Raw genomic sequence first — 20,782 nt, 5'->3', positions numbered from 1 at the left:
GATAGCAAGTGGAATACAAAGATGTGATAGTGCAGAAGTGTACTACTTGGCTTGCGCTAAAAACTGCCCAAACTCTTCAATGCTAGGATAAGAAGATTGTGTGCCTTTCCCTGCAACACTTAAACCAGAAAACATCACGGCTTTATTTAACGCTTCTTCAATATTATTGGTGTGAACATAATAATGGGAGAAACAACCAATAAAGGCATCCCCCGCCCCACTAGTATCAATTGCATCAACTTTAATGGCGGGAATATATTTTTCAATTTCACCATTCATCCATAATGCGCCTTTTTCACCTAATGTAACGATGACATTCTTAAAGCCTTTTTGTAGTAAAGAACAAGCGGCTTCACGGATTTCATCCATTGTAGTGATTGGCATACCAGTCAAAATTTCAAGTTCTGTTTCATTCGGAACAAAAAAGTCACAACGAGCTGCAATATCAAGATCTAATGCTTTTGAAGCAGGCGCTGGGTTAAATAACACAGGAATATGATGTTTGTTACCAAACTCAATGGCGTGATACACCGTTTCAAGCGGGATTTCTAATTGCAATACGATTATTTTGCATTTTTTCAGGCTATCTGTGGCTCTATCAATATCCTCTGGCGATAAATGCTGATTAGCACCTTTAACAATTAAAATGCTATTTGATGATTGAGAAGTCACAAAAATGGGCGCAACACCACTTGTTGTACCAGGCACTTTTTCAACATAGCGCGTGTTAATACCATAAGACTCTAAATTCATGATGGTGTTATCCGCGAAAATATCATCGCCAACCTTTGTTAACATCATCACTTTTGAATTTAATTTAGCAGCAGCAACAGCTTGATTTGCCCCTTTACCACCACAGCCAATCTTAAATGCTGGCGCCTCAAGGGTTTCTCCCTCTTTTGGCATCCTGTCTATATAGGTGATCAAATCCACCATATTTGAACCAATCACTGCGATATCCATAGCGCCTCTTACTCTTATGTGAAATTTTTAAATGTGAAAATAGTGACATTTTGATAGATGTATAACAGTATCATGTTATTTAAATATCATTTGTGATTGTTATCCCGTTAAAACGGCACTAATATGTTGCCAAAATCACATGGGTGATGAATAACAATCTTCTTATTAAGGAATATACTATGCGTCCATTAGCTAATTATATCGATCATACCCTTCTTGCTGCAGATACAACTGAAGCGCAAATCAAAAAATTGTGTGCTGAAGCAGTTGAACATGGTTTCTTCTCTGTTTGTATTAACACTTCTTACATCCCTTTAGCAAGAACTTGCCTTGAAGGAAGTGATGTAAAAGTATGTTGTGTTATCGACTTCCCATTTGGTGCGGGTTTAACAGCAACAAAAGCCTTTGAAGCGGCTGAAGCTATTCGCCAAGGCGCACAAGAAGTCGATATGGTTATCAATATTGGTATGTTAAAAAGCGGCCGTTTAGACTTCGTAAAACAAGATATCGAAGCAGTAAAAGCCGCTTGTGGTAATACAACTCTGAAAGTTATTTTAGAAACTTGCTTATTAACTGACGACGAAGTACGTTTAGTTTGTGAAATGTGTCGTGAGATCCGCGTTGATTTTGTGAAAACATCAACAGGATACAGTACAATGGGCGCAACAGAACATCATGTTGCTTTAATGCGCAAAACAGTGGGTGATGAAGTTGGTGTGAAAGCATCAGGTGGTGTTCGCGATCGCCAAACAGCATTAAACATGATCAAAGCAGGTGCAACACGTATCGGCGCTAGCGCAAGTGTCGCTATCGCAACAGATTCAGATGCACCTGAATCAAACTACTAATTATTTAGCGTATATTTTCTTGGAGTACGCTATTCGATAACACAAGGATCCTTCGGTGATAGAGACCAAACAGCACGAACGTTTGCGCCGCCTCAGTGAATGTATAAAACGCTCAGGTCGCATACATCTTAAAGACGCCGCAAGGATCCTTGAAGTTTCTGAAATGACAATTAGGCGCGACCTTAGTTCTGACGCCGAAAACCCTTTTCCGATGTCATTATTAGGTGGCTACATTGTTGCATTAGCCCAGCCCCATTCAGGGTTAATCTCAACATCCTCTAATATCATTACGCCAGATCAAACTGAAGAACTTCATATTCCTAATCTTGCCGCTGGCATGGTGTCTGACGGCGATGTTCTTTTTTTCGATAACGGGCAGTTTATTCCCACACTGATTGAGCTTATTCCTGATAATCTGCATTTCACGGGGATCTGTTATTCTCATCGAGTATTTTTGGCATTAAGCCAGAAAAAAAATGCCACCGTATTACTCTGCGGAGGTGAATATCGTCCTAAAAGTGACTCTTTCTACAATCCTACCCAACCTTCTTATCTTGATAGCATTAATCCCAAAAAAGCCTTTATTTCAGCCGAAGGCGTTCATCTCGATTTTGGCGTTACCTGTTATAACATCGACGATCTTTATATGAAGAAAAAAGCGATGGATAAATCTATTCGTAAGATCTTACTCACCAAATATCACTATTTTGATGAAACAGCGACAGCCAATATGGGCGATTTAGCTCAGTTTGATGTTGTTATCACAGATAGAAAATTAACGGATGATTACGAAGATTATTGCCGAAAAAGCTCAGTAAAAGTAATTTATTAATTAAAAATAGAGAACTAACTGAAATAGCAAATAAAAGGAAGTTAGCCTTAAATTAAATAAAATCTATTAATTCTTTTTTTAAAAAATAAAGAAAAACCACACCACTTTTTGATTGCCAATGCAAAAAAAAGTGGTTAATATGCCCGCGATTTATTATTTTTCATCCATTTCAATTAACTGCAAGGAGGTATCCCATGACAACTACAAATATGAATACTCTTTGCGGACAATCTCAGAAGTAATCCTTTTTTCCTTCTTTTTGCTGTCCGCCAATCAATTTATTTTTTTATCCTTTACATTATATGGATTGGTATATGGACAAGTGTGTTCATTATTTATCTGATAGCGTTTGTTATATCGCATCGGATAATACTTGGATTGAAAGCAAAGCAATCCAACAATTAGAAACAACCGCTCAACTTCCTGATATGGCTTATGTCGCAGGTATGCCTGATTTACATCCGGGGCGTGGTTATCCCATTGGCGCTGCCTTTTTTTCTGTTAATCGTTTTTACCCTGCTTTGGTCGGAAATGATATTGGCTGTGGCATGACGCTCTTTCAAACGGAATTTAAAAACAGCAAACTCAACTTAGATAAAGCAGAGAAACAGTTGAGTGAAATGAGTGATATCGCACCTTCAGAATGGCTAGAAACGCATCTACCGACTGAAATGCAAAATCATCCTTTTGCTGGCTCTTTAGGCTCTATTGGTGGTGGTAATCACTTTGCTGAATTCCAACAAATTGACCAAGTGATTAATGAAACGCTTTTCGCTGCAAGTGGTATCAATAAAAAACAGTTATTGCTATTAGTTCACAGCGGATCGAGAGGTTTAGGACAATCTATCTTACGTGCTCATACAGAACAGTTTGGTCATAAAGGGCTTGTTGCTAACACCGAAGAGGCAAATGAATATTTGCAAGCCCACAATAATGCACTTGATTACGCAAAGATTAATCGTCGCCTTATTGGTGAAAGAATGATGCGCCAAATTCGCACTCAAGGTGCAGTTATTTCTGATGTAAATCATAACCTTGTAGAGCCTTGTGAATTACATGGTCAACAAGGTTGGTTACATCGTAAAGGTGCAACACCAGCACATCACGATATGGTGGTTATTCCGGGTTCACGCGGTGATTACAGCTATATTGTTAAGCCAATTGTGTCTGAATTAAGCCTTCATTCCTTACCCCATGGTGCAGGTAGAAAATGGATGCGTACAGAGTGCAAAGGCCGATTATCACACCGTTTTACACCTTTACAACTTTCACGAACGGCATTAGGTAGCCGTATTATTTGTGCCAATAAACAACTGATTTATGAAGAAGCACCGCAATCTTATAAATCGATTGAGACTGTAATTGAAAGTATGGTGAGTATCGGGCTAATCGAAGTCATCGCACGTTTAAAACCCGTGATCACCTATAAAACAAGTGGAGAGATGGCGTAATGTTATTACAATTCACCTCTGCACAAGGTCCTGAAGAGTGCTGTTTAGCGGTTGAAAAAGCCTTAAATTACTTTTTGAAATCAACAACAAAACAGCAAGTGAACGTCACGGTTCTTGAAAAAGAGCCTTCACGTCATGGCTTAAAATCGGCATTAGTGTCTCTTGAAGGTGCTGATGCACAAGCTATCGCGCAACAGTGGGCAGGCTCTATACAATGGCAATGTGCAAGCACATTACGACCGCGGCATAAACGTAAAAACTGGTTTATTGGTGTTGCTTGTTTTGAACAACCTGATGAAATTAATGACAAAGAAATTGTCTTTGAAACCATGCGTTCAAATGGCCCCGGCGGTCAGCATGTTAATAAAACAGAATCTGCGGTCAGAGCAACACATATTGCCACAGGTATTAGTGTCAAAGTGCAATCAGAACGTAGCCAGCACGCGAATAAAAAGCTCGCTAAACAACTTATTGCATGGCATTTAGAGGCTTATATGATGAAACAGCACGCTTCATTAAATAGTCAACGCCATATTGCCCATCACCGCGTTATTCGTGGCGATGCCACACTCTGTTTTAGTGGCAACGACTTTATACTTATAAGCAAATAATGTTATTAATCTAACAAAAGCAAAGCCACGATTTTTAATCGTGGCTTTTTTAAGACAAAAATACCCTGCAATAAGATTTTTTAAATTAAAAAAATCAATAAAGCGTATAGTGAATTTTAATAAATAAATCTTACAGTTAATACATTTATTTTATTTAATTAATCTTATTTCTTTTAATAACATCACACTTATTAAAATATAACTATTATTAATATTAATTAAATGGCTGCAGGTGTATTTCGCATTTTAACCGTGAACGTTACAACAGCAGAGGCAACTAATGCAATTATCATAAACATAAATGCGCTGTCGTAACTACCACCACTCGCTTTAATTAAGAAGCCCATAACAGGTGCGGAAACAACACCCGCCATTTGACCACCGAAGTTAACAATCCCTGAAGCACGACCCATGATTTTATTTGGGATAGTATCCATTAAAATACCCCAGAACATTGCCATGGCGAAGAACATAAATAATGCTGAAATACACTGATATACAACCGCCATATCAGCACTTTCAACAGTATATGTCATATATAAGAAGCCAGCTGCAATCACTGCAGTAACCATATATAACCATTTACGCTGTGATTTACATTTATCAGAAACATAACCACCTAATAATGTACCACCAGCACCAAATAAGAATGGAATAGCCGCCATTACCCCTGTTTTAGCCAAAGAGAATTCACGAACAGTAATTAAATAACTTGGTAACCATGTTGAGAATCCCCAAAAGGTAATATCAAACAGAAACCAAATTGCTGCCATTTGCCACAACACTGGCATCTTTAAAACATCTTTAAAGGGTACAGCTTCAACAGGTTTATCCGTTAATGTGCCATCTGCTGCTAGCTCATCGAGATCTTGCTGGGTAATACTTGGGTGATCTTTTGGATTATCACGAGTGAAAAAATAAATACCAGCTGCAATTAATAGGCCAGGAATACCTAAAACAATAAACACCATATGCCAGCCAAAAGCACCGATAATACTCGCCGCAACAATTACAGCTAATGCTGGCCCCAAGGTATTTACTGTTGATTGAATTGCCGTTGCACGACCACGCTCTTTAGATGGGAAATAAGTTGAGATCATTTTCCAAGAAGCCGATGGAAAACAGCCTTCACCAATACCAAATAAGAATCGCACCGCTAACATTAACGGCAATGTAAACACCATCCCCGTTAAACTGGTGAAAACTGACCACCATGCAATGCCGATTGCCATAATTTTACGTGCGCCAAAGCGGTCAGCTAAGAAACCACCCGGTATTTGGAATGCCGCATAACCGACAAAGAACGCACTGATTATTAAGCCTTGTTGTGTGGTATCAAGATTCAGATCACGTCCAATAAAGGGTAATGAAACACTCATTACCATTCTATCTAAGAACGAAAGTAACCATGCTAACCAAATTAAGGATAAAACGGTGTAACGAGCTTTCCATGTTTTCTTCTGTTGAAGGTTTGGAATAATATTTGAACTCATTTTCCTGTTCCTCAGGTAAGGGGAAACCATCACGGTTGAAGAACAACCGTGATAAACAGAGATAAGGTTTAACGTTTAAGAGCGCTATTGTGCGGTTATGCTCTTAAAACATGGCCACTACAGGCGTAACTTTCGACCCCATTAATTAATGCGATACGACCATTGACCATCACTAAATCGATCCCTTCTGGGTATTGGTTTGGTTCAACAAACGTGCCTTTATCAATAATGGTTTCAGGGTCGAACATCACAATATCTGCAGCATACCCTTCTTTAATTAAGCCTCTGTCGGTTAATCGAAGGACTTCAGCTGGTTTACCTGTCATTTTGCGGATAGCTTGTTCCCAAGTGAGGCATTTTTCTTCTCTGACGTATTTCCCTAAAACACGAGGGAATGCACCAAATACACGAGGATGAGGCTTACCTGCTCCCATTAACCCATCAGTACAGACGTTTTGTTCAGGACGACATAAGAATTTAATAACGTGTTCTTCTGTACCGTAAAAATCCACCATTCCTACCGCATTTTCTTCTTCATATAGCAGATCGAAGGTTGCGTTATATGGATCTTTACCTCTCAATTTGCCTAGTTCTACAAGGCTAAGTCCAACGGCATCTTGGTTTTTTTCTGTTTTAGAGCTAGTCACATAAATATTTTCTAACCCTGCGAAATCAATAAAGTTATCCCAACCTGGAATGCCTTTTTCGATATCTTCAATCATCTTTTTACGCAGTTCTGGAGAAGCTAAACGTTCTAATAATTTCTCTGTGCCTCCTGCGTGAACCCAAGGTGGTAAAATCACCCCAAGCATGGTACTGCCTGCCACATACGGATATTGGTCAAAAGAGATACGAATACCCTCTTTTTGTGCTTGCTCTAACATGCCAAGCATTTCGTCGATTAATCCCCAGTTTTTCTTACCGCAAACCTTCATATGGGAAATATGCAACCAAACACCTGATGCTTTGGCGATATCAATAAGCTCTTGAGTCGACTGAATAATATCGTCAGCTTCACTACGCTGGTGAACAACAAAAATACCATTATGCTTTGCTGTAACCTTACAAAGTTCGATCATTTCAGCGGTATCACCAAAGGCGCAAGGCATATAAATCAGCCCTGTTGATAAACCAAACGCCCCTGCTTTTAATTCACGCTCTAAGATTTCACACATCTTGGCGACATCTTCACGAGTAGAAGGATTACCTTCTAATCCCATGGCTTCCATTCGAATGTTGCCATGAGGAACAAGGTAAGCAAGATTCGTTGCAGAGCCTCTCGCTTCTAACATACCTAAGTAACCTTCGGTATTTTTAAAATGCCAATCAATGCTGTCAGAATCACCATCTAAACCCGCAATATTCTTGCGCCATGCTGAAATATATTGTTCTGGTAATGGCGCTAACGCGACACCATCTTGCCCTAACAATTCAGTAGTGATCCCTTGGCGGATTTTGGCGGATAAAGCGGGATTAAGCAGAGCAGAAAGATCAGAGTGAGTATGAGTATCAATAAAACCAGGACAGACTATCTTCCCTGTTGCATCAATGATCTGATCATTTGTTTTTGCATCAAACTGACCGATTTTTATTATTTTCCCTTCATTAACCACAACATCAGCTTGAAATGCACTTGCCCCTGTTCCATCAATAACAGTGGCGTTTTTAAATATTGTTTTCATTCTGTTATTTCTCCAAAGAGCATCTGACTGTTTCGCCAGATACTCTTCTAGTAAGGATTTATTTCGTAAGAATTAAAGGTGATAAAGGCTGTTCATAATGCTGTAATAACCGCTCGCAGCACCTTTTAACTGTTCAATTTCAATATATTCATCAATGGTGTGCGCTAAGTTTTCGCGAGATGGGCCAAAACCAATGGTTTTAATACCTGCTTCACCCGCATAATGGCTACCATTAGTACAGAAAGAGTATTGTGTGACGGTAGGTTTAAAGCCGGACTCATGCAGCCCTTTTAAAACGCTTTGTACATAAGGATCGCTCTCTTCTAATACCCAACCAGGGAAGAAACGCTCACCTTCAATGATGGCGCCGGTATAACATTTTTCCGTACCATAGGCATAAGAGACTTTAGCTTTAAAATCAGCATCTTGAGAAGCAAGTTCATCAATGGCTTGTTGTAATGGTGCAAGCACTTCTTCTTTAGTTTCACCCACTAATAAACGGCGATCGTAAGTGGCACGACAATATTCAGGTACAACTGAAGCGCCCGGATAAGGTGATGATTTAATATCCGTAAGTTCTAAGATCCCTTTTCCTAATACAGGATGAACGGAAGGCGTTAACGTTCTGATCTTCTCGCTCAGTTTTGCCATTTTATAAACAGAGTTGATCCCTGCATCTGGATTGGCGGAGTGAGCAGGTTTGCCAAAGGTTTCAACAACAATTTCAGCACGACCACGTTGCCCAATTTTGAGGTTTAATTCGGAGGCTTCACCAATTACCACATAGTCTGGTTTATAACGTTCAGAAACGAGTCTTGCGGCAACGCCTTCAAAACACTCTTCATGCACAATGCAAGAAACATAAATACGACCAGCAAAATTGCGCTGATTATCTTGGCCATAAAAACCTATCGCTGAAATCATGGCAGCGACGGCACCTTTCATATCACTGGTGCCACGACCATAAATCTTGCCGTCTTTGATTTCTGCACCATAAGGCTTTTCTTTCCAATCACGCTCACTAACCGGTACAGTGTCGATATGACCATCAAAAACAAGGGTTTTCCCTGGGTGTTGACCTATAATTCCGCCAATGATATTGCCGTATTTATCAATATGAATGTCGTCAAAATCATAGTTTTTCATCATCTCTTCTATGACTTTAACAACGTTACCTTCTTCACCTGAATAGCTTTTTTGTTGGATTAATAATTGGCAATTCTTAATAACTTCATCAAATCGGTTTGCTGATAACATACTGTTCACTCCAAAAGACTTATTTGTTTTTTTAAAATTGTTTGAAGCTAGGCAACTCGCCATCCCACACGATATCGCGATAACGCTCAGGATCGGTGTCACCTTCAGTGCTTATCACAAGCACTCTTGCATTTTCATCTAATCCCAGCGCTTCTTTTGCACTCTGATAAACAGGTGATTGCATCAAAATAGAGAGCAAGCCTGTTGTCACGGCACCAGATTCACCAGAAATGATGTGCGGATCACCGGGTAAAGGGTTTCCTAAAATCCGCATTCCCCTCGTCGCAACAGCATCAGGGCAAGAGAAAAATGCCGCTGAATAATCGCGTAATAAATTCCAACCAATACTATTCGCTTCACCACAAGCAAGCCCTGCCATGACTGTTTGTAAATCCCCACCAACAGGAATAGCATCTGCTTTCCCTGATACCGCAGATTGATATAAACAGTCGGCAATACGTGCTTCAGCCACAATCACTTTCGGTGCTTGTTTGCCATAAGCAGCTGTTACCATGCCTTGCACCATACCCGCAAAAGAGCCCACACCAGCTTGCACAAAAATATGCGTTGGGGGGACTTCATGTAATTGAGCAAGAGATTCCAGCATTAAAGTGCCATAGCCTTGCATGATCCAAAGTGGGATCTCTTCATAGCCATCCCATGCAGTGTCTTGAACCACTATCCAGCCATATTTTTCAGCCATTTCAGCCGTCATTCTCACTGCATCGTCATAGTTCATATCAACGATTTCAGCGACTGCACCTTCACGCAAAATGGCATCTAAACGTTCTTGTGATGATCCTTTTGGCATATAGACCACCGCTTTTTGCTTTAACTGTCTTGCCATCCAAGCAACACCACGTCCATGATTCCCGTCAGTGGTTGTCGCAAAAGTCACGCCATTTAACTTTTTCCTGATCTCATCACTGATCATTACCTCATAAGGTAATTCACTTATGTCCATTTCAAGGAAATCAGCAATATGGCGAGCCATCGCATAAGCACCACCCAACGCTTTAAATGCTTTTAAACCAAAACGAAAAGACTCATCTTTAAGATATAACTCACCAATCCCTAAGGTTTTGGCTAACTGGGGTAAATGAAATAACGGTGTAGGTGCGTATCCTGGAATAGTTCTATGAAAATCTAACGCTTTGACTAACTCTTCATAACGAAAAGGGGCAAGCTCAGCGGTTGGTTTTCGCGTAAATGAACTTTGGTTAATCAGGTACTGCAATTGCTCCTGCATGGAATTACCTCTTAATCACACTTTAAAATTCGCGATAACCCAATATCGCGATTAATCGGAATACATAGGGTTATCTCCTATATCGCAATATGTATGCCAACTCATTCAAAAAGCATTTAATAAAGACGTAACCATTTGATTTAAAATACATTTATTGTTTTAACAATTAAGAAGTGAAATTAATGATACAGAGAAGCTGTGATCTAGGCGGTTTTATTTAGGTGATAAATTATCAATAATAAGAAACTGTGTGAGCTTTATACAAAAAATACATAACTAACTAATAAATAATAATTAAATTTAATACTCTAAATGCGAAGTGATAATTTATTATCAATATTGATAATTTTAAGGTGAGAATGTGATGCACTCATTACTAAGTACTCTACAAGATGAAATCAGCAAGTACACCGATGCCATTGCAGGTATCACTGGTACCGATGTTGAAATTATTGATAACAACTTGATTCGCATTGCAGGTACAGGGCGTTATCGCTATATGCTCAATCAAGATGTCTCTAGTAATGGGCATATTTATCGCCATGTACTGCAAGTACAAAAAACCATTTTGATTGAAGATCCCAAAGAAAATAGCCTATGCCAACTGTGTCAAAACCGATTAACTTGCACTGAAGAACTTGATCTCAATGCTCCTATTTTCCTGAATAATCAAGTTATTGGCGTAATAGGGATTATTTGTTCTAATCGAGAACAAAAAATGTTTTTGATGAAACAAAAACAAGCCTTTATCACCTTTATCGAACAGTTTTCGGAGATGATTTCAAGTCGTATTTTTGAATGTCTTGAAAGGCTTAGAGAGCAAGAGCGATTTGGGACTTTTAGAAACTTGATTGATGTGATGGATAGAGGTGTGATTGCAATCGATAGCCAAAATAAAATTTGGCATGCCAATCTTTCTGCTCTACGTTTTTTTGATTGTGAATTAATTGGGCAATCTCTTGATATCGATATGACTGGCGATATTCTTTATGGTGATGAAGAAGCATGGCTAATATTAAATCAACAACGCTATCATGTTCTGTGTAAAAAAATCACCTTTTCATCTGTTGATAATGACCAACTCACAATGGTTATCTTCCATGATGCCCGCGATTATATGACACAGGTGAATACCTTATCGGTTGATGAAAATCCTCACTCCCCTTTAATTGGCAACTCACAAAATATGCTCCAATTAAAAAGCATGTTAAGTAAAGTTGCTGTTAGCCACGCCAGTGTACTTATCACCGGAGAAAGCGGTTCAGGTAAAGAAGTGGTTGCTTACACTATTCACCAACAAAGCCTACGCACGAAGCAACCTTTTATTACTATTAACTGTGCAGCAATCCCAGAACAACTACTAGAAAGTGAGCTTTTTGGTTATGTACGCGGTGCATTTAGTGGTGCTGATCCTAAAGGACGTATTGGTAAATTTGAATTGGCACATGGTGGAAGCCTCTTCCTAGATGAAATTGGAGATATGCCTTTACATCTACAAGCCAAGCTTTTACGTGTTCTTCAAGAAAAAAGCATCACTCGTGTTGGCTCTAATAATATGATCAATATTGATGTAAGGATCATTGCTGCCACCAACAAAGATCTACGTGAAATGGTAAATAAAGGACAATTTCGTGAAGATCTATTTTATCGCCTCAATGTTGTTCCGATCCATACACCTGCATTACGTGATCACCGAGAAGATATTGCAGAACTTGCACAATTCTTTGCTGATGATCTGGCTTCAACCTATCAACGGCCTGCTGCAAAGATCCCCAACGTTGTTATTAACTACTTATATTCCTATGATTGGCCGGGCAATATCAGAGAGCTACGTAATGTGATTGAATATATGTATGTTATGCAAGGCGATACAGTGGATTTAAACCTCAGCCACCTTCCACCTTATTTGTTAGAAACACCTCATTCTGATCCTTTAGAAAAAGAAAAAACCAGTGGTATCTATACAGCAGCTAAAACAGATAATAAAAATCAACCGTTAAATGCACAAGAATTTCTCAAAACTCAAAACCAGACATCAGAGTATCAAACCATTATGAACATATTAGAAAAAACAGGGACAACATTAGAAGGAAAGAAGAAAGCGGCAGAAATTTTAGGGATAAGCATTGCTACTCTATATAGGAAAATAAAAATACGATAAAAGATATTTAAGATGATTTTTTGAATATTAATAATTTAATCAATAGATTTAATTTAATATAAGGTACTTAATAAGAATTATTTTCATTAATTACTCTATATATATTATTAGAAACCATTCTTTTAATGACTAGCTTTTATAAAGTATTGTCATCATAATATTTTAAACTTAATAGAATTTGTAACTAAATATATTTTCCATAAAGTAAATTTAAACTATCACGTTTTATCCATAACTCCCCACAAAAGCATAACCAATTGAAAATAAATAATAAAAAAAATTAAATCTATTATCTTATTAATGATTTTTTCATATTACATAAGCAAATTTTGTAACACTGTGCATGAGACACCAAAAAATAAACTACATATAATCCGTTTACACAAAAACTGAAGTGAATTTTCATATTAAATTTTAATATTAATGATAAAAAGCAAAATAATGAAAATGCTTTGCAAATTTTATGATTAATACTAAAAACCTATTTTATTAAGATTATATTTACTATTAAGTTAATCTGTTCAACGTGCTTATATTGCAGTATACCTTTAATTGATTAAGAAATAGTAATAACAGACTAATTGTAAAAAAATAGCGATTAATATGATTTATTAAATACTTTTTATATCAATCACTAGGGGTTAAAAATGCCTATTTTAACAAAAAAACTGCTTCCAATGGCTTTTCTTATTTCAGCAATAACGGCAAGTGCAACAGTTTTCGCTGATGAGCAAACAGGACAAATTTCTTTTTCAGGTTTAATTTATTCATCTACTTGCACCATTGATATTAATGGCTCTGGTTCTGACGGTAACGTTAATATGGGACGTTATGCAACAAGTGAATTTGATCGTACCGGTAGTGAAGTTGGCGGAGCTAATGGTAATGGTAAATTAGATATCTCTTTAATTAATTGCCCACCACAAGGTACTGTAAAATTAAAGCTAGAAGGTAAAACAGATAGTAGCTCAGATCAAATCTTAGCCTTAGATGATCCTAATGGTTCGAATACAGCAAAAAATGTTGGTATCCATATTTATGATAGAGATGATTTGAGCACACCTTTCGATCTCAATATAACGAGAGAATATAAAATTAAAGATACGGGTGATCTTAAATCTAAAACACTTTATTTTGTTGCTAAATACGTTAGTACAAGCAATAACGTAGAAGCTGGCCGTGCTGATGCAACATTGAATTATACATTGACTTATCAATAATAAAAAATCGCAGGTTAATAATCCTGTTAACCTGCTTTTATTAAAAAGGTATTTACCGATGAAATTTAAAAAAACACTTTTAGGACTGGGGTTAATATTCAGCTCAATAACATCAAGCTTTGCTGGATTTGGTTTAGAAACAACTCGCGTTGTTTATAATGAAACAAATAAAAATGAAGGTTTCGTTGCATTTAACAGTGATAAAAATACTAATTATTTATTACAATCCTGGGTTGAAGATCTTAATGGCAAACTCACTCAAGATTTTGTGATCACTCCACCATTAATTAAATTAATGTCGCAACAAAAAAATACACTACAAGTCACTAAAAATACAACACTGCCTAATGATATTGAATCCATGTATTGGATCAATGTTAAGTTTGTCGCACCAAGCAATGAAAATTTAGAAAATGTTCTGCGTTATTCAATGACAAATAGAATTAAGTTGATTTACAGACCACAATCTCTAAAAAATGACAATATTGAAAAAGAAATCAAAGAGTTAAAATGGTCACTAAAGAATAACGATCTTGTAGTATCAAATAGCTCACCTTATTTTATTAATATTAGCAAACTCTTTATTGATGGAAGAGAGATTGAAAAATCTCCCAGTTTTCTTCCGCCAAAATCAGAAACCACTATTAGCGTTAACAAAACATTATCGGGTAAAGAAAAAATAAAATTATTTTATATCGACGATTTTGGAAAAAGCCTTCCAATGGAATTCGCATTATAATAAGAGATATTATTCAATATGAAAAAGATAAAGGATAATTATTTTAATAAATCGCCACTCTATTTATTTATTGCTGGCGCTTTATTCACTTCTTTTAATACATCAGCAAATGACTATTATCCTGCTAATCTATTAAATATTGAAGGAAGCACTCAACAAGTGACAAATGAAGATCTAAATGTCTTTAGAGAGAATAATATCGCCCCAGGTCACTATAAAGTTACTCTTTTTATCAATGATAATCGCGTATTAACACGCGACTTTGATTTTATTTTGATGGAAGATAAAGAGGGTAACCCAATATTAGCGCCACGTCTTTCAGCAGAAGAGTGGTATAAAGCTGGTGTTGATCTTCCTTATGATGTGATTAATAAAAACAAAAATAATGATTTTATTAATCTCAACGAGATCAATAATGCGAACGGCTATTTAGATTTAAATAAAAAACAATATGTTCTAACATTACCACAATTATATGTTAATGAAGATAGATTAAAAGAAAATGAAATAAAAAACTGGGATTCAGGTATTCCTGCATTATTAGTTAATTACGCATTATCTTCATTTAATAGTCGTAGTCAGGGTAATACGACGGATAGCTATTATGGCAACATTCAAACCCAAGTTAATTTAGGTCCTTGGCGTTTTAATAACTATTCAACCTGGACAAAGAATGAAAATGGCGAGAAAAAATGGAATACATTGAGTAATGTTCTTTCCAGAGCGATCATCAGTATTAATAGTGAATTAATGATGGGTGATCTCTACACCTCTTCACAACTCTTTGATTCAGTAAAATTTAGAGGAATTAAATTAGTCACCGATAGACTAATGACACCGACACAAAATAGAACCTATGCACCTAGCGTTTCGGGTATTGCTAATACAGAATCTATCGTCACTATCACCCAAAATGACCAAGTTATTTATAAACGCAGTGTACCCGCTGGGCCTTTTAATATTACTGATTATTATCCGATGAACAGCGGCGGAGATTTACATGTCAGCGTTACTGAAGCGGATGGCTCTGAAAAGAATTTTATTGTGCCTTTCTCCTCTATTGCCAATCTAGAAAGAAAAGGTGAATTAAAATATAGCTTCTCAACGGGTAAATACGACGGTAATAATAGCGGGGATGGCGCTTATGTTGTTCAGACCGAAGCTTTCTATGGTTTAACTGACTATGTCACCCTTTATGGCGGCGTACTTATTGGTGAAAAATATCAATCTGTTGGTGTGGGTACTGGGGTAAATTTAGGTAGCTACGGCGCGATCACCACTGATTTATTGTATGCGAAATCTTCCACTAACAATGGCAATGATTCATTACATGGCAATGCTTTTAGAGTTAATTATTCTAAAAATATATCAGTCACAGATACGACTCTTTCGTTAGTCGGTTATCGTCACTTCGATGCCAATTTTCTCAATTTTACTCAAGCGATGGAATACAAAGACAGCAAATACCATCCAAGCAATGGGTTAAAAAATGAATATACGCTCTCGATTAATCAACCTTTATTTTCTAATAACGCTTCGATTAATTTAAATTCAGTTATTTATAAGTACGTTAGTGGTAAAACCGTTCATTCTTATAATATGGGTTTTAATAGCGCTATTAATAAAGTTAACTATAGCGTTTATTACACTTATTACGATGGTAGTCGTTATAACGAGAGTAATAAAAAAAATAGCCATGATTTGAGTATGAATGTCAGTATTCCTTTTTCATGGAATGAAAACTACATTTGGGCTAATTACGGTATATCAACGAACAATGATAACCAAGTATTACAGACCGCACGTTTAAGTGGAACCTATGGTGATAAAAACCAAGCAAACTGGGATGTTTATCAAGGCTATGGTAATAAAGGTGTTAATTATAGCGGTGGTTTAAATGGCTCTTACAAAACACAAAGCGCTGTTTTTAATGCGGGTTATTCGTATACTCAAGATAAGCAAAATATTAACTACGGTATTAGTGGTGCATTAGTTGCAACACAATATGGCGCAGTATTTGCCCCTTCATTGCAACAGACGAATGCATTAATACTGACTAAAAATACCTCTGGTGTAGAAGTCATTAATGGTCAGTCTATTAAAACGAATAATAGTGGATTAGCAGTTGTTTCTGGAATGTCACCTTACCAAAAAAATAGCATTAGTGTTAATACCAATTCTATTCCGAGTGATACTGAAATTTCGAATAATATTATTAGTAATATTGTTCCAACAAAAGGTGCTTTAGTACTGGCTGATTTCGATGCTAAAAAAGGCTTTAAATTCCTACTGACATTACAAACACCAGATAAAAGTACCATCCCTATGGGTGCTAAAGCTGAAATTGATAACGATGATACGCAATTAGTCGCAAGCTTCCATCAACTCTATTTTGTTGCCAATAAACCACAAGGCAATATTCAAGTTTCGTGGATAATTAATGGTGAGCAAAAAACCTGCCATGCAATTTATGACATTAATAATAAAGCGCCAGTTAATGGTTTATATATTTTAGATACTGAGTGTAAATAAGGAAATAAAATGACTAACTTAAAAAATAAAATGAATAAATTATTATTTCTAATTTTTATTCTTAGTTTATCTACCCTCTCTTTTTACAGTCATGCCGCGCCTGATTGTGTCAATAATGGCGGTATTAAACATGGCACGATGGATGCGAGAGGTGGCACCATTGAACTAAAAGGAATGATTAAAAAGAATCAAGAGATCGCACGTTTTACATTTAAGCGTGATGGCTCTGATGTCGCCGTTGCTGATTGCCCAGATGGCGCTGAGTTCTATGCTTATGCAACATATAGCGAAGCCAGTGGCGTAATGCCAACCTATTATATGGATATCGATGGCAGACCTGCTTATTATGTTGTACGTAACGGTCATATTACAGGCTTAGATGATTATGCTTATGTTTTAATTGAAAATGAGTCAGGTTTGTCATTTAGAAGTCAGCCAGGACAAGAAGTTCCTGTTAACAGCCCTAAACTTAATACAAGGGATGCTACCGTTATTGTTTACTCCACCAAAGATAACCCTAAATCCCAGCGTTTTACGACTCAATATATTGGCTCTATATTAATTAATCGCTTTAATTCAGGTGGCGGTACAACGGCTGTTGGTTTTAGTTATCGCCTATCCGTGAATATTATTAGCGCGCCAACATCTTGTAGTGCAGAAAATACGAACCTTGAAATGAATTTGCCTAAAATGCCTATTACTGCATTTTCTAGCATTGGGTTTCCTCGTGATAATCAATATGCTGAAGATAATCTGAGAATAAATTGCACAGGTAATGCTTCCGCTAAAATTAAACTAATGGCGCATAACACCACAAGTTACGACGGGCAAAAAACCATTATCAAACCTGATAATGAAGGCGACAGTAATAATGCCAAAGGTGTAGGGTTTGTTGTTTCATCCCCTTCAAGTGGTGATACTGTGTTAATTAATAACCAGTTTGTTCCACTGGCTGATTTAACCAGTGGCAGCAATAGCGTATCACTAAAAGCAGAATATTATCGTTATGGTGATGATATTAAACCCGGCAAACTTAATGCCACTGCAAATTTTGTATTGGAGTTTAATTAGTTATTACTGCGCATTGTATGCTATTAATCAAAAAAGGGAATTTTCCTGTTATTTCGAATCAAGTGGACAAACAAAACCAGTTAATGAAGATGATAACACCATAAAATTACAATTCACTGTACCTGAGAGGCAATTTATTGCAAAAGAGTATCTAGTGGGAAGCATTAAAGTTCCCTTTTAAAAAAGCCTATTTTAGATGGAATTAAAAATGCGTTTAGACCATTTCGATTATCCCAATCAAGGTGGAACGAGTTTATGTGGCTCTGCTGTATTTTTTTATTATCTACTCAAAAATAGACCTTATGTATATGAATAAACAGCAAAAGTACTGTGGCAATATGGAAAAAAATTGGCGAGCTAGAAATAGCACTTAACAAAGGCTGTCGTAATCCTAATGGCTATTTCTATAATACTTTTGACTCAGTTATTTCAGGACTTGATTGGGTAATCCAGACTCAATCAACGAGCTACACGCGCCATTGTTCTAAATCCATGTCCGCAAACTTCGTTTTAGTTTCATAGCCCATCACACGTAACGCATTGTTTACCGTGTTTTCACTCATAGGCTTTCTAGGATTATGGTCACCGATAAAGATCAATTTATGATTACCACTGAATTGATAGATCTGTTTTAAGATCTCAATGGCTTGTCTGCTTAAAGGCACTCAGTGAGGAGTATGCATTTTTGAATCGTGATGTAAGTATTTATCTCCTCACATTCAGCAGAAGGATGCTTTGAAAAACCAAAAGGTAGGTAACGCCCTATAAATCATAAACTTTAGGCATAAAAAAAGACGCTTTTAGCGTCTGATTTTTGGTGCGAAGGCCGGACTCGAATATATCAGTTAATCCACTGATAGTTAAAGAATTTAAATTAAGGTACATCACAATGTATACTCACTTATATACTCAATAGAAAATCTTTCTCAAACAAAGAATATTGTATCTCATGAAGTTATTCTATTAACTTATTAAAAGTTAACATATCTTTCTTACCAAGTATCGTAAACAATTACTCATACCTAATTTTTTTCAAAAATCATAGATTTCTCAATGCAACGTCACACACATGACACAAGTATAAGCACCATCTCTGTCTTGGCGACGTTCAATATAAACGGCTAACACACCACGACAATCTGGCACCTCTTTGCCAATATAGTGATCGTTTTTACCAATCCATTGATACTTTCCGGCACAATAACGAGCAAGGCGAGAATCAGGATGTTGCTGATGGGTTTTCATTGCTGCGGATTTACTGATGATATTCATGGTTCACCTCATACTAAGCCATGCTCAGCGAAAGAGAAGATTTGCTGACCACCGATAATCAGATGGTCAAGCACACGTACTTCAACTAGTTGCAATGCTTTTATTAATTGTTGTGTTATAGATTTATCCGCTTGGCTTGGTGTGATATCGGCTGATGGATGGTTGTGTGCAAAGATAACGGCTGCAGCATTAAAATGAAGTGCTCGTTTGACGACTTCACGAGGATAAATCTGTGTGCTGCTAATCGAACCAGCAAAAAGTGTTTCACTACTTATCAACTGATTTTGTTGATTCAGGTAGAGTACGATAAACGCTTCACGCTCTAATGCTGACATTTTTATCCGTAACCAATCCCTCACATTTTGCGTTGATGTAAAAGCGATACCCGGTTCACGCAGATATTTATCCAGTATGGTCAACGCACGTTTGATAGTGCGTTGCTCGTTTGGAAGCAGTGTTAAAGTGTCCGTATAGGTACTGATATTCTCCATTGTTAATATCTCCATCATTACGAGGCTAACTGAAGCATATTCTCAGCCATCACCCACAAGGCACGATTAAGCTTCACATCACCATCAATCCCTTTTACAGCACGAGTATGGCTACGTTTACCTTTCGCATTGCGTCCGTAGAGACCGCCTTTCACCAGATTCTCTTGTATGCGTTGATAGGTTGTCCATAAATCGGGTTTATCATCTTCATACCGTCTAGGTGTAAGAATTTGTTCAGTGGTGATCGGTTGATGCTCTTCTCCAAAACGATAAGTTAAAGCAGCTTGTGCTAGAGCTTGTTGGGCTGGTGGCGGTAATAACAGAGATTGCATGGCATCACGTTGCTCATCCATACGTTCAAACAGACCTAACACTTCATAAGCCCCTTCAATCACTTTTTCGACCACATCACCTTTATGAGGTACACGCACCTCACCAAAGGTTTGTCCGCAAATTAAGCCATTCTGACAAACAAAGCGGAACATTCCCGGCAACATCTGATAACTCGATGAGCCATCATGACTATTGAGTAAGATAATCTCAGGCACTTGTTGACCGGTGATTTGTCCTTCACGACGTAGACGTAACATGTGTTTGGTATGCTCACGCCGGCTAATATCACGCACACGCGTCTGACAAGCAAAGAACGGTTGAAAGCCTTCCTTCTGTAAACTTTCTAATAACGTAATGGTCGGAATATAGGTATAACGGTCACTACGAGATTCATGCTTATTTTCACCGAATACACTCGGTACGGTCTGATATAACTCATCAATCGTTAATGGACGTTCACGACGAATGATATTGGCTGCGCCAAAGCGAGAAGCTAAACGAGACATAGGGTTTCTCCTCAGTGATAACACTGATTAATTAAAGTAAGATAAAGGGAATAAGTGAGGTGGTAAGCTGG

General features: G+C 37.3%; 17 protein-coding genes and 1 pseudogene. 9 read left to right on the top strand and 9 right to left on the bottom strand.

From position 1 onward, the window contains the following. Positions 1-42: 42 nt before the first annotated feature. Positions 43-963 (bottom strand): ribokinase, encoded by a 921-nt coding sequence (rbsK, locus tag ACNARN_RS10900; protein ID WP_072064518.1) that lies wholly within the window; start codon positions 961-963, stop codon positions 43-45. Between the two features lie 179 nt (positions 964-1,142). Between rbsK and deoC the strand changes: the two genes are divergently transcribed. The 4 genes from deoC (at position 1,143) to prfH (ending at position 4,705) form a co-directional block, all read left to right on the top strand. Further along, the gene (deoC, locus tag ACNARN_RS10895) at positions 1,143-1,811 is read left to right on the top strand and encodes a deoxyribose-phosphate aldolase (protein WP_151434071.1); all 669 of its coding nucleotides are present in this window, start codon (positions 1,143-1,145) and stop codon (positions 1,809-1,811) included. Positions 1,812-1,866: 55 nt separating this feature from the next. Then, the gene (locus ACNARN_RS10890; protein ID WP_196533494.1) at positions 1,867-2,643 is read left to right on the top strand and encodes a DeoR family transcriptional regulator; all 777 of its coding nucleotides are present in this window, start codon (positions 1,867-1,869) and stop codon (positions 2,641-2,643) included. A 314-nt stretch (positions 2,644-2,957) separates the two neighbouring features. Next, positions 2,958-4,094, top strand: coding sequence for an RNA ligase RtcB family protein (locus ACNARN_RS10885; protein WP_416304453.1), 1,137 nt, complete (start codon positions 2,958-2,960; stop codon positions 4,092-4,094). Next, entirely contained in the window at positions 4,094-4,705 is a 612-nt protein-coding gene (gene prfH, locus ACNARN_RS10880) for a peptide chain release factor H (RefSeq protein WP_198626337.1), read from the top strand. The genes ACNARN_RS10885 and prfH overlap by 1 nt, the downstream gene beginning before the upstream one ends. Before the next feature lie 218 nt (positions 4,706-4,923). On the opposite strand, the gene ACNARN_RS10875 is transcribed toward prfH, so the two are convergent. From ACNARN_RS10875 to dpaL, 4 genes are all read right to left on the bottom strand, one after another. Beyond that, on the bottom strand, positions 4,924-6,198 hold the full coding sequence (locus ACNARN_RS10875) for an MFS transporter (RefSeq protein ID WP_109372631.1): 1,275 nt from the start codon (positions 6,196-6,198) through the stop codon (positions 4,924-4,926). A 95-nt stretch (positions 6,199-6,293) separates the two neighbouring features. Continuing rightward, complete coding sequence (locus ACNARN_RS10870; protein WP_100157995.1) at positions 6,294-7,880, bottom strand: N-acyl-D-amino-acid deacylase family protein; 1,587 nt, start codon at positions 7,878-7,880, stop codon at positions 6,294-6,296. 72 nt (positions 7,881-7,952) lie between these two features. After that, a complete protein-coding gene (locus tag ACNARN_RS10865; RefSeq protein WP_416304452.1) occupies positions 7,953-9,137 on the bottom strand; it encodes a YgeY family selenium metabolism-linked hydrolase in 1,185 nt (394 codons plus the stop codon). 31 nt (positions 9,138-9,168) lie between these two features. Beyond that, positions 9,169-10,386, bottom strand: coding sequence for a diaminopropionate ammonia-lyase (gene dpaL, locus ACNARN_RS10860; RefSeq protein ID WP_198620193.1), 1,218 nt, complete (start codon positions 10,384-10,386; stop codon positions 9,169-9,171). 364 nt (positions 10,387-10,750) lie between these two features. Between dpaL and ACNARN_RS10855 the strand changes: the two genes are divergently transcribed. The 5 genes from ACNARN_RS10855 (at position 10,751) to ACNARN_RS10835 (ending at position 18,109) form a co-directional block, all read left to right on the top strand. Next, a complete protein-coding gene (locus tag ACNARN_RS10855) occupies positions 10,751-12,547 on the top strand; it encodes a sigma-54 interaction domain-containing protein (protein ID WP_198626340.1) in 1,797 nt (598 codons plus the stop codon). A gap of 647 nt (positions 12,548-13,194) precedes the next feature. Further along, positions 13,195-13,767, top strand: coding sequence for a fimbrial protein (locus tag ACNARN_RS10850; protein ID WP_198620195.1), 573 nt, complete (start codon positions 13,195-13,197; stop codon positions 13,765-13,767). Positions 13,768-13,825: 58 nt separating this feature from the next. Continuing rightward, the gene (locus tag ACNARN_RS10845; protein WP_416304451.1) at positions 13,826-14,506 is read left to right on the top strand and encodes a molecular chaperone; all 681 of its coding nucleotides are present in this window, start codon (positions 13,826-13,828) and stop codon (positions 14,504-14,506) included. 18 nt (positions 14,507-14,524) lie between these two features. Beyond that, the gene (locus ACNARN_RS10840) at positions 14,525-17,038 is read left to right on the top strand and encodes a fimbria/pilus outer membrane usher protein (RefSeq protein WP_416304450.1); all 2,514 of its coding nucleotides are present in this window, start codon (positions 14,525-14,527) and stop codon (positions 17,036-17,038) included. A gap of 9 nt (positions 17,039-17,047) precedes the next feature. Next, on the top strand, positions 17,048-18,109 hold the full coding sequence (locus tag ACNARN_RS10835; protein ID WP_198620198.1) for a fimbrial protein: 1,062 nt from the start codon (positions 17,048-17,050) through the stop codon (positions 18,107-18,109). 445 nt (positions 18,110-18,554) lie between these two features. On the opposite strand, the pseudogene ACNARN_RS10830 reads toward ACNARN_RS10835, so the two are convergent. From ACNARN_RS10830 to ACNARN_RS10815, 4 genes and pseudogenes are all read right to left on the bottom strand, one after another. Then, positions 18,555-18,807, bottom strand: a pseudogene (locus ACNARN_RS10830) (tyrosine-type recombinase/integrase); the annotation flags it as partial. Between the two features lie 352 nt (positions 18,808-19,159). Next, a complete protein-coding gene (locus ACNARN_RS10825) occupies positions 19,160-19,381 on the bottom strand; it encodes a DUF987 family protein (protein WP_108478868.1) in 222 nt (73 codons plus the stop codon). A gap of 8 nt (positions 19,382-19,389) precedes the next feature. Further along, the gene (locus ACNARN_RS10820) at positions 19,390-19,872 is read right to left on the bottom strand and encodes a JAB domain-containing protein (RefSeq protein WP_108478867.1); all 483 of its coding nucleotides are present in this window, start codon (positions 19,870-19,872) and stop codon (positions 19,390-19,392) included. A gap of 17 nt (positions 19,873-19,889) precedes the next feature. Continuing rightward, positions 19,890-20,711, bottom strand: a complete 822-nt coding sequence (locus tag ACNARN_RS10815; RefSeq protein WP_108478866.1) for a DUF932 domain-containing protein — start codon at positions 20,709-20,711, stop codon at positions 19,890-19,892. Positions 20,712-20,782 lie beyond the last annotated feature (71 nt).

It is taken from the genome of Proteus sp. TSJ240517 (assembly GCF_047921575.1).
Classification (GTDB): Bacteria; Pseudomonadota; Gammaproteobacteria; order Enterobacterales; family Enterobacteriaceae; genus Proteus.
This window is presented reverse-complemented; position numbering and strand designations above follow the sequence as displayed.

Coding starts and splice junctions, on each gene's coding strand:
- rbsK (WP_072064518.1), bottom strand. CDS start 963: ATGGATATCGCAGTGATTGGTTCAAATATGGTGGATTTGATCACCTAT.
- deoC (WP_151434071.1), top strand. CDS start 1,143: ATGCGTCCATTAGCTAATTATATCGATCATACCCTTCTTGCTGCAGAT.
- ACNARN_RS10885 (WP_416304453.1), top strand. CDS start 2,958: ATGGACAAGTGTGTTCATTATTTATCTGATAGCGTTTGTTATATCGCA.
- prfH (WP_198626337.1), top strand. CDS start 4,094: ATGTTATTACAATTCACCTCTGCACAAGGTCCTGAAGAGTGCTGTTTA.
- ACNARN_RS10875 (WP_109372631.1), bottom strand. CDS start 6,198: ATGAGTTCAAATATTATTCCAAACCTTCAACAGAAGAAAACATGGAAA.
- ACNARN_RS10870 (WP_100157995.1), bottom strand. CDS start 7,880: ATGAAAACAATATTTAAAAACGCCACTGTTATTGATGGAACAGGGGCA.
- ACNARN_RS10865 (WP_416304452.1), bottom strand. CDS start 9,137: ATGTTATCAGCAAACCGATTTGATGAAGTTATTAAGAATTGCCAATTA.
- dpaL (WP_198620193.1), bottom strand. CDS start 10,386: ATGCAGGAGCAATTGCAGTACCTGATTAACCAAAGTTCATTTACGCGA.
- ACNARN_RS10855 (WP_198626340.1), top strand. CDS start 10,751: ATGCACTCATTACTAAGTACTCTACAAGATGAAATCAGCAAGTACACC.
- ACNARN_RS10850 (WP_198620195.1), top strand. CDS start 13,195: ATGCCTATTTTAACAAAAAAACTGCTTCCAATGGCTTTTCTTATTTCA.
- ACNARN_RS10845 (WP_416304451.1), top strand. CDS start 13,826: ATGAAATTTAAAAAAACACTTTTAGGACTGGGGTTAATATTCAGCTCA.
- ACNARN_RS10840 (WP_416304450.1), top strand. CDS start 14,525: ATGAAAAAGATAAAGGATAATTATTTTAATAAATCGCCACTCTATTTA.
- ACNARN_RS10835 (WP_198620198.1), top strand. CDS start 17,048: ATGACTAACTTAAAAAATAAAATGAATAAATTATTATTTCTAATTTTT.
- ACNARN_RS10825 (WP_108478868.1), bottom strand. CDS start 19,381: ATGAATATCATCAGTAAATCCGCAGCAATGAAAACCCATCAGCAACAT.
- ACNARN_RS10820 (WP_108478867.1), bottom strand. CDS start 19,872: ATGGAGAATATCAGTACCTATACGGACACTTTAACACTGCTTCCAAAC.
- ACNARN_RS10815 (WP_108478866.1), bottom strand. CDS start 20,711: ATGTCTCGTTTAGCTTCTCGCTTTGGCGCAGCCAATATCATTCGTCGT.